We start from the raw sequence: 12,246 nt of genomic DNA on the forward strand, positions 1-12,246 counted from the left end.
GTGAGCCAGCCATGACGATACGAGTGCGACCGGTCCGGGAACCATCCGATATGTCTATCGTTTGATGAATGCCTCCCGACCAGACATTTTCCCCCGCCGGCCCAATGCCGGCTTATAAGGTGTGACATGACTTCTACTTCCGTTGCCTCGCCGAATTTCGGTGACATGGCGCTGCTGCCTGCTGTTCTTGAATCTCTTGAGTCCCTGGGCTACGAAACGCCGTCTCCCATTCAGGCGCAGACCATCCCATCGCTTCTGGAAGGCGCTGACCTTTTGGGTCAGGCGCAAACCGGTACCGGCAAGACGGCCGCTTTTGCCTTGCCGCTGCTCTCCAAGCTCGATCTTGAGCGTCGTGAACCGCAGGTGCTGGTTCTGGCCCCGACGCGCGAACTCGCTCAGCAGGTTGCCGTGGCCTTCAGCCGCTACGGCCAGAACATCAAGGGCCTTGAGGTCGTCACACTTTGCGGTGGTCAGGACTACCGTGAACAGATGCGCGGCCTGAAAAGCGGTGGTCAGATCGTCGTGGGCACGCCGGGTCGTGTCATCGACCACCTGGATCGCGGCTCGCTGAGCCTGACCGGCCTGAACGCGCTGGTGCTTGATGAAGCCGACGAAATGCTTCGCATGGGCTTCATTGACGACGTCAAGCGCGTCCTCAAGGATACTCCGACCGACGCACAGCGCGTGTTCTTCTCGGCCACGCTGCCGCCGGAAATTTCACGCATCGTCAGCCGCTATCTGGTCGATCCGGTTACCGTACAGATCGAAGCGCGTGCCGCCACGACCACCATTCAGCAGCGCGTCTGTCGTGTGGAAGGTCCGGCCAAGATTGAAGCGCTGGCCCGTATTATCGAAGTCGAGCCGGTTGATGCTGCCATCGTCTTCGTGCGTACCCGTGCCTCCTGCACCACGCTGGTCGATCAGCTGGTCGCCCGTGGTATCGCCGCGGCGCCGCTGTCCGGTGATCTGGATCAGAGCCTGCGTGAGCGCACGGTTCAGCGCCTGAAAAAGGGCAAGGTCGACGTGCTGGTGGCCACCGATGTCGCCGCCCGTGGTCTTGACGTGCCGCGTATCACGCATGTCATCAACTTTGACATGCCCCACGACACCGAAGCCTATATTCACCGTATCGGTCGTACCGGCCGCGCCGGCCGCGAAGGCACGGCGATTGCCTTTGCCGGTGGCCGTGAAGTGCGCAAGATTCGCTGGCTCGAGCAGGCCACCGGCCAGAAAATCGACATCATGGAGCTTCCCGACGAGAAGACCATGCGTGCGCATCGCGACGAGAAGTTCAAGGCGCGTGCCGAGGCCATGCTCGAGCGCGGTCATGAGCATCAGCGTGAGATGGTCGAATCGCTGATGGCAGAGGGCATCGATCCGATCGATCTGGCCTGTGTCTTTGCAAGCCTGGCGCGTGCCGGTGAGCCGCCGATTCGCTCTTTGCCGAAATCCAACCCGCGCAGCGAGCGCCCCGAACGTGGCGAGCGCAGCGAGCGTGGCGGTGAGCGTCGTGCCCCGCGTCGCCAGGGCGGTCCGTCGGAAGGCATGACCCGCTATCGTCTGGCCGTGGGCCATCGCGATAACATCAAGCCGGGACAGCTGGTCGGTGCACTGGCCAATGAAGGTGGCATCGAAGGCGCTCGTATCGGTCGCATCGATATTCGCCAGACTCATAGCCTGGTCGAACTGCCCACCAGCCTGCCCGAGACCGTGCTGGCCAAGATGGCGCGTGCCCGTGTCGGCGGTCGCCAGCTCGAGATCAGCAAGGACGGCGGTCGCCCCGAAGGCGATAGCGAAGGTCGCGAGCAGCGTCCGCGTCGTGACGATCGTCGCCAGCAGGCCTCCTGAGGCCGTGATGCCGGTGCGCTGACAGGCGCTCCGGCATGACAGCAATACAAAAGGCCCTCTGCCCATCGGCAGGGGGCCTTTTTGCATCCGGCAAAAGCCTCGTCGGCAAGGGCGGCTGGCACCGGGTGAGTGGGGTTGTCTACGCTCAGGCAACAGCCAGGAGGAACCATGACATCGAAACGTCAGCCGTTGCATGAGTGGACCGTCGACCCCGACACCGCCATCGCGCTACAGAAATCGCTTGCACCGCGTATCAACTGCAGCGATCAGATCGGCGAAGTCGAGCATATCGCCGGGGTGGATATCGGCTTTGAAGAGGGTGGTGACATCACGCGCGCGGTAATCGTGGTCATGCGCTGGCCGTCGCTGGAGATCGTGGAGCGCGTTCTGCATCGCACGCCCACGACAATGCCCTATATTCCCGGGCTTTTGAGCTTTCGCGAGCTGCCGGCGGCGTTGGAAGCCTTTGAGCAGCTGACCATCACGCCCGATCTTTTGATGGTGGACGGCATGGGCATCGCCCATCCGCGTCGGCTGGGCATCGCCGCCCATCTGGGACTGTGGCTGGACATGCCGGCCATCGGCGTGGGCAAGAGCCGCCTGTGCGGTCAGCATGACGAGGTGCCGGAAGCACGGGGCAGCTGGGTGCCGCTGAGACATCGCAACGAGACCATCGGGGGCGTATTGCGCACCCGCGAACGGGTCAAGCCGCTCTATATCTCCACCGGCCACCGACTGTCGCTTGAAACCTCGATCAGCTGGGTCATGCAGTGCCTGACCCGCTACAAGCTGCCGGAACCCACCCGTCAGGCCGATCGCATCGCTTCTCGCCGTACCGCTGAAACGCGGCGCCCGGAGGAGGACGCCGCATCCGGACAGGATAACCTGCCGCTCTGAGGTATACCGTTATCTCGGGTATAGAACTCAGCGGTTCTGACCAAGCCATTCAAGCAGCGCGTCATGGAAGCGCTCGGGGGCCTGTACCTGTGGCGAGTGGCCCAGGTCCTCGAAGTGGACATAGGTGGCTTCCGGAATGCGCTCGGCAATCTCCGGGCCCAGCTCGTCGTAGTGCCCGAGTGTTTTCTGGACCTCCTCGGAGGCCAGCCCCTTGCCGACGGCCGTATTGTCCTGATCGCCGACCACCAGCAGGGTGGGGACCTCAAGATCCTCGAACTCGTAAACGACCGGCTGGGTGAGGACCATGTCGTAGGTCAGCGCCTGGCTCCAGGCGTTGATGTCGCGCCCTTCGCCGCGATACATGCCGGCCTGCATCTCGACCCAGCGGTCATATTCGGGTTCCCACTCACCGGCGTAGTAGGTCTCCTGCTGATACTCTCGCATCTTTTCGGCGCTGGCCTGCTTGCCACTTTCATACCAGTCATCAACGGACTGCCAGGGCACGCCCTTCGCTTTCCAGTCCTCCAGCCCGATGGGGTCGACCAGTACCAGCTGATGCGTGGCTTCGGGATACATCAGCGCATAGCGTGTGGCCAGCATGCCGCCCATGGAGTGGCCCATGATGGTGGCATTGTCGATCTCGAGATGGTCGAGCAGGGCATGGGTGTTGTTGGCCAGCTGCTGGAAGCTGTACTGATAGTGCTGCGGCTTGCTGGATTTGCAAAAGCCGATCTGGTCCGGCGCGATCACGCGATAGCCCTGCTGCGTCAACGCCCTGATCGTGCTCTCCCAGGTCGCGGCGCAGAAGTTCTTTCCATGCATCAGGACCACCGTTTCCCCGTTGGGATCGCCCTGTGGGGCCACGTCCATGTACATCATCTCGAGCGACTGCTGCTGGGAGTTCAGCTCGAAGCGATGCAGCTCCCAGGGGTAGTCGAAACCTTCCAGCCGGGGACCGTAGACCGGCCCATCCTCAGAGGTGTTATCGGCGGCCATGGCAGGCAGGGCCAGGGAAATGAATAGTGGGGCCAGCAGAAAAGAGCGCATGAAATATTCCTTGCCAGGTATCGTTGGGCGATGTCGTTGTCGTGGAGTTGCCAGATATCCATCATTTGACGGCTCTCCAGTCTGGCAAAAAATGGCAGGGCACAATGAGGCCGGTGTGGCTTTTTAAGCTCCCCTAAAGATCTGCAGGCGCACGCTCGGGCACGACCCCGAATGGTTCGATCTGTCATGATCCTTTATCACAGGCGACATGCAGGCCCTGTATCCCGGCATGGCCGGCACACAGTGCTGTCGAAGTATTCGTTTGTTTGCCATGATAGAACGCCTGAATCCACTACGCCCATCGCAATCAAAGGACCCCTGGCCATGCAGAAAAAAGGTATTGGCGATTTCTTTTTTACCATCGTTCTCTGGATCCTGATCGGTGGTCTGGCTCAGTGGCTGATGCAACATCAGCTCAATGGCGACGGGGGCAATGCCGCGATGACCGGTATTTCCACCGGCAGCAACACGGCCGAAGGCGTCGGTTTTTCTTCCTACTGGAGCGCGCTGGGGCTGGTCTCGCTCTTTTTTGCCGTCATTGCCTTCATGGCGCGGGATCTGATGCGTGACAATCCGGTGACCCGTTCGCTAAAGGTGATCGGTACGCGTCTTTTGAGCACGACCTTTGATATCGGTCTTTTTGCGCTGGGCGGCACACTCTTTTTGATGCTGAGCCCGACAGCGGTGAATACGGTGCCGCAGTGGCAGGCGCTGTTCATCGGCATCAGCCTGCCGTTTTTCATCGTCATCCTGGTGGTGCTGGGGGTGATCTGGTGCCTGCTGAGGTTCTCGCGTCTCTCGCTGGTCAGTATCCCGGCGCTCGAGTTCAAGCCGATGGTCCGCGTTGCCCTTTACCTGGGTCTGCTGGCGATTCTGGTACTGGCCGTTTGGCTGGCGCTGTAAATCTTCGCCAGATGAAAAGGGCCTCTGCGGAGGCCCTTTTTTATGGCTGAAAGCCAGTTCTTTCGCCCTTCATACAGGGCGTTAGCTCAGGCTGATATCACTTTGTCCGTTGCCGCGGGGGGCGACCCTGATCTGCACCGGTATGCGCTCATGCATGTCCTGCACATGCGAGATAACGCCCACCCGGCGGCCCAGTGACTGCAGGGCGTCGAGCGCATCCATGGCCTGTGACAGCGACTGAGGGTCGAGGCTGCCAAAGCCTTCATCGATAAACAGGGTTTCAATGGTGAGCTGGTTGGACGCCATCGAGGCCAGTGCCAGCGCCAGTGCCAGCGAGACCAGAAAGGTTTCCCCGCCCGACAGCGAATGGACAGAGCGGCGCTCGTCACCCATCTCCGTATCGATGACCAAAAGCCCCAGCTCACTGCCGCCGCGCGCCAGGCGATAGCGTCGGGCCAGGCTTTCAAGATGGATATTGGCATGCTCGATCAGCCGCTCCAGATTCCAGCCCTGGGCGATGCGGCGAAATTTCTTGCCATCAGAGGCACCGATCAATCCCGAGATGCGACCCCAGCGCGTCACTTCGCGCCGATGCTGCGCCAGCGCCTGCTCGATCTCGCGTGCCCGGTCGCGGCAGTGGTCATCATGGCGCAGGGCATGATCGGCCTCATCACGCGCGCTCTGGGCCTGCGGCAGGTGCGTCTCAAGGCTCGCCTGATGATGGGCCAGCGCCGTCAATCGTTCATTGCGCCACGCCTTCAGGGTACGCGTGTCGTTTTGGCTGGGCACGGTGGCATCGACCTGCACGGCATGCTCGCCGTAGTGCTGGCGGTGACGCAGGAGCACCTCCAGACGCTCCTGGCCCAGCAGATGGGCCTCATTGAGGCGCTGATCCGTGGCCGCCATGTCTTGTGTGAGCTTTTGATGCTGCTCGGGCGTCCAGGCCAGCAGTGCGGTCAGAGTGTCATCGTCAATGTCAGGGTGGGCTTCGCGCCACTGCGCCATGTCCTGTGACAGGTTATCGCGGGCAAGGCCCTGGTCCTCGCGCTGCTGTTGAAGCTGCAGGTGCTCCTGCTGACGCTTGCGACACTGCTCGTCACACGATGCCAGCTGCTTTTGGGTAGAGGCGAGCTGCTGCTCACATGTCTCGATGTCGCGATCGAGTGCCTCACGCCAGGCGCCGACGTCTGAATAGTGGCCAAGCTGTGTCTCGAGTGCGCCGCCCAGCCTGTCGCGCTCGCTGACCAGCGGGGCATGGGTCTCTTCAAGCGTACTGATCTGTGCGCGAACCGGAGCCACCCCGGCCTCCAGCCGTGTGGCCTCGACCTCCAGGGTGTGCAGCTGCTCCTGAAGGGGCGCTCGGGTGCGGTAATCCCGGTCAAAACATGCCAGGCGTTCGGCTTCCCTGTCATGGTGCTCCGTGATCCGGGCCTGTCGGGTCTCGAGCCAGGTGCTGCGGCTCTCCGGGGCAACGCTCAGCAGCGCCTCGCTCTCGCGACAGGCATCCAGTCGGTACCGGGCTTCGCCTCGCTGCGCCGTGAGCGTCTCGAGCTCTGCATGTCGCTGCGTGAGATGGCTGTTGAGTTCGCTGTAGCGCCCCCGCAGCTCGGCGCAGCGCTGATCCAGTGTGTCGCGGGTCTGGCGGGCCTCTTCAAGCTGGCGTTGCTCTTCACGCTCGGTGGCCAGCAGCATGGCATGGGCGGGCTGAGGCGGCGGATGGTCTGCATAGGGATGGTCATGGCTGCCACACACCGGGCACGGCGAGCCCGGTTCAAGGCCTTCGCGCATGGCGGGCACGCTGTCACTGCGGGCCGCGCGCAGGCTCGCAATGCTCTTTTCGAGCTGCTCAAGGGTCGTCCTTTGCTGATCAAGGCTCGTGCGCGTCCGGGTGCCTTCTTCGCGCAGCGCTTCAAGCGTCTTTTGATCCGCGCTTTGACGCGCGTCCAGCGCCTGGATGCGCTGCTCCAGCTGATGCCAGTGGTCGTGGGCATGCCCGAGATCGTCCAGCGCCTGTCGTTTATGACGAAACTGATCCAGCCGGTTCTGGGTGGCTTCCCGCCACTGAGTGAAGGATTCAGCGCCGTCGGTGAGCGCCTGAAGTCGTGTGTCGACTGCCTCGAGCGAGCATCGCTGCTGCTGTTCCTTCTGCCGACAGGTGGCCAGCGCCGTCTCCTGATTCGACAGGGCCTGGCGCTGTTCTTCGAGCTGCTGCTCGGTGTGACGGGCGCGCTGGAGGAGGTCGCGGTATCGCTGCTCATCCAGGGCGCACTGTTCCATCAGTGGCTGCTGCTGGCGGTAGTGCTGACGCCGCGTCTCCAGATGGGACCGGTGCGCCTCGTGCTGTTCAATGACCTCGTCGCGCTGGCGGTTGGCGGCAGCGAGGTGTTCCTGTGTAGTGCCGAGACGAGAGTCCAGTGATTTGAGCGCCTCGGTCAGCGTCTCGTGCTGCTGGAACAGATGCCGTGCGGGCGCCAGCGCATCGAGACGTGACAGCCATTGCCGCTGCCCGGCCTGTGCATGACGTTCATTCAGCGCCTGCTCATGAGCCTTGCAGGCGCTGTGCCAGTGTGATTCAAGCTGTTCATCGGTGGCATGCCAGGCCTGCTCGCGCTTGAGTGCCTGCTGCCGGGTCTGCAGCTGCTGTAGCTGCGCCAGGGTCTCGGCGGCGCGATGTTCCAGCGTGGCGCGTGTCTCGGGGTCGGCCGGCGCCTGGTGGCCGAGCTGTGCCTCCAGTTCGGCCACGTCGCGTTCACGGGCGCGGGTGCGCTGAAAGGCGGCGATGGACAGGCGCGAATAGATGTCGGTGTCGGTCAACTTTTCCAGCAGCTCGCTGCGCTGGTTGTCATCGGCTTTCAAAAAGGCGCTGAACTCGCTTTGCGCCAGCAGCACAGCGCGGGTGAACTGCTCGAAGCTCAGGCCGAGGTGCTGCGGCAGCAGGCGATCGAATTCCCGCTTTTGCGAGGTGATGACCTTTTGATCCGGCAGCGACATCAGACTCTGTTCGACGCCCTGCAGCTTGCCATCCGCCTTGTGGCGCGCCCGTCGCACGCGCCAGCAGGCCCGATAGTGTCCGCCGTCACGGCCGCGAAAATCGACCTCGGCATAGCCGCTGCTTTCCCCCCGACGCAGCAGGGTACGCGCATCCGCAGTCGTCAGGGTCTCCTCGCCGACATCGGGGGAGACGGAGTCCCGCCCGGGGGCGGTGCGAAGGCGCGGCGTGCTGCCATAAAGGGCCAGACACAGCGCGTCCAGCAGGGTGCTCTTGCCCGCGCCGGTGGGCCCGGTAATGGCAAAGAGCCCGGCGTTGTCGAGCGGGTGCTCGGTGAAGTCGATGGTGTGCGGGCCACTCAGTGAGGCAATATTGTGAAGGCGAAGGGCCAGAATTCTCATGGGGTCTCCTCGGGCGGCTCATCGTCAAGCAGCTCCTGCAGCAGGGTCTGAACATCCTGCATGACCTCATCGGGCGGCGCCTCGCCATACTCGCGCGCCCAGGTACGGCTGAACAGATCCGCCGGCCCCAGCGCGTCGAGCGATTCATGCGCCTGCTGCGATGGCTGGGGCTGCGAGACCCGGGTGGTGATACTGACCAGGCGCACGGCCTTGCCCTTGAGGGCGCGCTCGATAAGGGGGCGCAGATCCACTCGAGGGGCGTCCAGCACGACGCGCACATCCAGCCAGGGCCACTGCTCGCGCGGCAGATCGGTTTGCGTGTCGTCCGGCAAGTCAGTGCCTGTCAGCGTGTCGAGAACGTCCTCCAGCGGCAGTGGGCCCACACGGTGCATGGCCACGGCGCGCGGGATGGGCAGGGATGTCACCTCCTTGAGGTGTTCGCCCTCAAGGGTGACTTCCAGCACCTGATGGGGGTAATGGGTCTCGGAGAAATCCATGGCCAGCGGCGAGCCGCTGTAGCGGATATGATCGCTGCCCACGCGCTGCGGCTTGTGCAGATGGCCCAGGGCGACATAGGCGATCTCTTCAGGGAAAAGCGATGCCGACAGCGACTCTTCACCGCCAATCACGATGGGGCGCTCGCTGTGTTCGGAGACGCTGGCGCCATGCAGGTGCGCATGACTCATGGCGATCAGCGCCTGCCCCGGCTCGCGCTTTTGAGCGCCGGCCTTAAACAGTGCCTCATGGACGCGCACCATGCCGCGAACGTAGCTGTCGCCGGGTGTGCCGGGTGCTTCTTCACCTTCCTGCCCGACCACCTGCCCAGAAGCGTCGGGCACGATGCCGGTGACTTCGGCCGGGCGTAGAAAGGGCAGTGCCAGACACCAGGCGCGGGTGACGCCGTGGCTGTCCGGCAGGGGCACCATCAGACGGTCCACGTCGGGCTCGCCGCTGTCATGCCAGAGGATGCGCCCCAGGGCATGGGTATTGAGGCGACGCAGCAGCGGGGCGGGCAGCTCGATGCGCGCGCCGCTGTCATGGTTGCCGGCGATCATGACGATGGTCAGCTGCGGCAGGCGCTCATGCGCACCGATCAGGAAATCGTAGAGCAGTGACTGGGCCGCCATGGAGGGATTGGTGACATCAAAGATGTCGCCGGCGATCAGCAAAACGTCGGGCGCTCGCTCGTCGAGCGTATCCAGCAGCCAGTCAAGAAAGTGGCGGTGTTCGTTGTGGCGCGACTGGCCGTGAAAACGCTGGCCAAGATGCCAGTCAGCGGTATGGATCAGTTTCATCAAACGCTACCGTCATGAGAGAGGAGCCAAGGGTAATGGAATCCTTCGGCCGTGATCGAGCGATGGTGGAAATCATGCGGGCATCGAGGATGTAATGACAGGGCCGATCTCGGTGTGATCGCAGGAGTGGCGTGTCAACGCAGCGTTTCTCAAGCCAGGCATAATGGGAACGCGTTGGCGATACGGGTATATTCCTGCTCCATCGCCGGGCAGGCGGTGACGTGGGTGGCTCTGCAAGGGGCCGGGCACGCCTGTGCAGGCGGTGTGAAAAGGACTCGGGCGTCAGACGGTGACACAGCGTCACCATGTTTTACGCAAGGGTAAAGGAACCGCCAATGCATAAGATGGTCGATTCTGGTTAACCTTGGGTCATCCGAAGGCCTCATGATGGGCTGACCCTGTATCAACTCAACTCTGGATGGCGGCTCAGGCAGGGTCGTATCGTCTTAAAAGGAAAGTCTTGTCCATGGATCGAAGAACTCTACTCAAGGCGTCGGCTGCGCTCTCTGCGCTGGGCATGTCGACCAGGTCCCTGTTGGCTCGTGCCAGTGGCAACAACAACCGTGGTCCGGGTGAGGGGATTGGAATGGCGCTGGATGACGAGGGCACCGATTTCGATTTTGACTGGCTCAAGTCACACGCCCGGGATATGGCCGGATCCGAGCATCAGGACACCACCGAGACGCTGCCTGATACGCTGACGCTCGATAACCTTGATCCGCATGAATACCAGGCCATTCAGTATGATCAGGATCATGCCCTGTGGTCGGATCGCGGCAATTCAGCGGTTCAGGCACAGTTCTTTCACGTTGGCATGCAGTTCAACCAGCCGGTGCGCATGCACAGCGTGGTGGATGGCAAGGCCCATGAGATCCATTTTCGCCCCGAGCTGTTTAGCTATGAAGGCACGGGTATCGATGTCGATCAGCTCAAGAACCATGATCTGGGTTTTGCCGGCTGGCGGGTATCGCGTAACCCGGATTTTTCGGCGCTGGCCAACGTGGTCTCCTTTCTGGGCGCCAGCTATTTCCGCGCCATCGACAAGAATAATCAGTTCGGTCTGTCGGCACGGGGGCTTGCCATCGATACCGCCATGCCGCCGGAAGAGGGCGAAGAGGAGTTTCCGGTCTTCACCCATTTCTGGTTCGACGAGCCATCGGCCAATCGTGCCCGCTTTACCGTCTATGCCCTGCTGGACTCTCCCAGTGTCACGGGCGCCTACAAGTTCGACATCGACTGTCAGTCCGAGCGGGTGGTCATGGGTGTGGAAGCCAATGTCTATCCGCGCAAGAGCATCGAGCGTCTGGGCATTTCACCCATGACCAGCATGTTCCTGACCGGGACAAGCCAGCGGTTGCGCCGTGATACGGTCGTGCCCCTGATTCATGATTCCGACCGTCTTTCGATCTGGAGTGGTGACGGCGAGTGGATCTGCCGTCCGCTCTATAACCCGGACGTTTTGCAGTACAACACCTTCGAGGATGAAAATCCGCGCGGCTTTGGACTGGTCCAGGATGATCACGACTTCGAGCACTATCGTGACGTGGTCAACTATTATCATGCGCGCCCGAGCCTGTGGTGCGAGCCGACCAGTGAGTGGGGCAAGGGGTCGATCACGCTGATCGAGCTTCAGACCATGGGGGAAACGGTCGATAACATCGCTGCCTTCTGGCAGCCCGCCGAGCCGGTCGAGGCGGGGCAGGAGCTTAGCTACAGCTACAACCTGTACTGGAGCCCGCATCCGCCCGTCAGGCCCTCCGTGGGTCAGGTCGACAAGACCTGGACCGGTATCGGCGCGGTACGCGACGGCTGGATCCCCGGTGAGCATTCACCGAAGACCTGGGCGCGTCGCTTTGCCGTCGACTTCCGGGGCGCGCCCATCAATGACATGCCGGCCGATGCCGGGATGGAAGCGGTCGTGTCGGCCTCCACCGGTGAGACGCAGGTCGTATCGGTCACCAAGCTGGGCGGCCCGCTGCAGATGTGGCGCGCGCAGTTTGACTGGTATCCCAAAAGCGAGCAGACCGACCCGGTGACGCTGCGGGTCTATCTACGCCAGGGCAACCAGACGCTGAGCGAAACCTGGCTTTACCAGTTCGTGCCGCCGGCACCCAATGATCGCAACTGGGATCACCACGGCTGAGCCGAAAGGCGCCGGCAGTGTTGCGACGGGCCCTGCGGGGTCCGTTGTATTTTGTGGCGCCTGAAGGGTAACGCCTGCCTGTTGCGAGGGGTACACTAAAGGCGTTATCCGTTGACCGATAAGTGCCGGAACTTTTCAATGACCGAGCTATTGCCGCGTCCCTTTGTCTTTCTTCGCCACGGCGAAACCTTCTATAACCGTGCCTATCTCATTGCCGGCAGCCCGGATGTGCCGTTGACCCCGTACGGTGAATCTCAGGCGCACGACGCCAGCGCCGTACTGGGTAGGCAGGCATGGTCTCACGTTGCCGTCAGCACAATGTTTCGGGCGCGCAAGACCGCGCGGCTGGCCCTGCCCGAAAGCAAGCTGCATGTTTACGCAGGGCTTCGAGAGCGTGACTGGGGCGCGTTGGAAAAAACGCCCATCCAGGACCCCATGCCCTATTTCGAAACCCCGGACGGGGGCGAGTCCTGGGCTGATTTTCAGCGCCGGGTGCTCGACACCCTCAATGAACTGCTGACACGCTTTGAATGCCCGCTGGTGGTGGCGCACTCCGGTGTCTTCCGGGTGATCTGCAATGTGACCCAGGGCCATCCGTATGGCGCCCGCATCGGCAACGTGGCCCCCATTTTGTGCCAGCCTCCAGCGCAGGAAGACAATGTCTGGCAGCTCACGCCCTGGCAGGGATAGTGCAGGGCAGACGAGCGCGAAATCTGTATCCGC

At 62.4% G+C, this 12,246-nt stretch carries 8 protein-coding genes; 5 read left to right on the forward strand and 3 right to left on the reverse strand.

The annotated features are described in order from the left end of the window. Positions 1-126 precede the first annotated feature (126 nt). Positions 127-1,848 carry a DEAD/DEAH box helicase gene (locus tag C8D72_RS02190; RefSeq protein ID WP_115852765.1) on the forward strand — a complete coding sequence of 574 codons (1,722 nt, stop codon included), beginning with the start codon at positions 127-129 and terminating at the stop codon, positions 1,846-1,848. 168 nt (positions 1,849-2,016) lie between these two features. Next, a complete protein-coding gene (gene nfi, locus C8D72_RS02195) occupies positions 2,017-2,745 on the forward strand; it encodes a deoxyribonuclease V (RefSeq protein WP_115852766.1) in 729 nt (242 codons plus the stop codon). A gap of 27 nt (positions 2,746-2,772) precedes the next feature. Here the strand turns inward: nfi and C8D72_RS02200 are convergent, their stop codons facing one another. Then, positions 2,773-3,792 (reverse strand): alpha/beta fold hydrolase, encoded by a 1,020-nt coding sequence (locus C8D72_RS02200; protein ID WP_115852767.1) that lies wholly within the window; start codon positions 3,790-3,792, stop codon positions 2,773-2,775. A 324-nt stretch (positions 3,793-4,116) separates the two neighbouring features. On the opposite strand from C8D72_RS02200, the gene C8D72_RS02205 reads away from it, so the two are divergent. Further along, entirely contained in the window at positions 4,117-4,695 is a 579-nt protein-coding gene (locus C8D72_RS02205; RefSeq protein ID WP_115852768.1) for a hypothetical protein, read from the forward strand. A gap of 81 nt (positions 4,696-4,776) precedes the next feature. Here C8D72_RS02205 and C8D72_RS02210 read toward each other — a convergent pair whose 3' ends face one another. Together C8D72_RS02210 and C8D72_RS02215 are read right to left on the reverse strand one after the other, a co-directional pair. Continuing rightward, entirely contained in the window at positions 4,777-8,085 is a 3,309-nt protein-coding gene (locus C8D72_RS02210; RefSeq protein ID WP_115852769.1) for an AAA family ATPase, read from the reverse strand. Then, positions 8,082-9,380 carry an exonuclease SbcCD subunit D gene (locus tag C8D72_RS02215; protein ID WP_115852770.1) on the reverse strand — a complete coding sequence of 433 codons (1,299 nt, stop codon included), beginning with the start codon at positions 9,378-9,380 and terminating at the stop codon, positions 8,082-8,084. Before C8D72_RS02215 ends, C8D72_RS02210 begins: the two co-directional genes overlap by 4 nt. A 466-nt stretch (positions 9,381-9,846) precedes the next feature. Between C8D72_RS02215 and C8D72_RS02220 the strand changes: the two genes are divergently transcribed. Together C8D72_RS02220 and C8D72_RS02225 are read left to right on the forward strand one after the other, a co-directional pair. Further along, a complete protein-coding gene (locus C8D72_RS02220; protein ID WP_115852771.1) occupies positions 9,847-11,523 on the forward strand; it encodes an OpgD/OpgG family glucan biosynthesis protein in 1,677 nt (558 codons plus the stop codon). Positions 11,524-11,661: 138 nt separating this feature from the next. Further along, positions 11,662-12,213 carry a histidine phosphatase family protein gene (locus C8D72_RS02225; protein ID WP_115852772.1) on the forward strand — a complete coding sequence of 184 codons (552 nt, stop codon included), beginning with the start codon at positions 11,662-11,664 and terminating at the stop codon, positions 12,211-12,213. Positions 12,214-12,246: the final 33 nt, after the last annotated feature.

This window comes from Kushneria indalinina DSM 14324 (assembly GCF_003385845.1).
Taxonomy (GTDB): Bacteria; Pseudomonadota; Gammaproteobacteria; order Pseudomonadales; family Halomonadaceae; genus Kushneria; species Kushneria indalinina.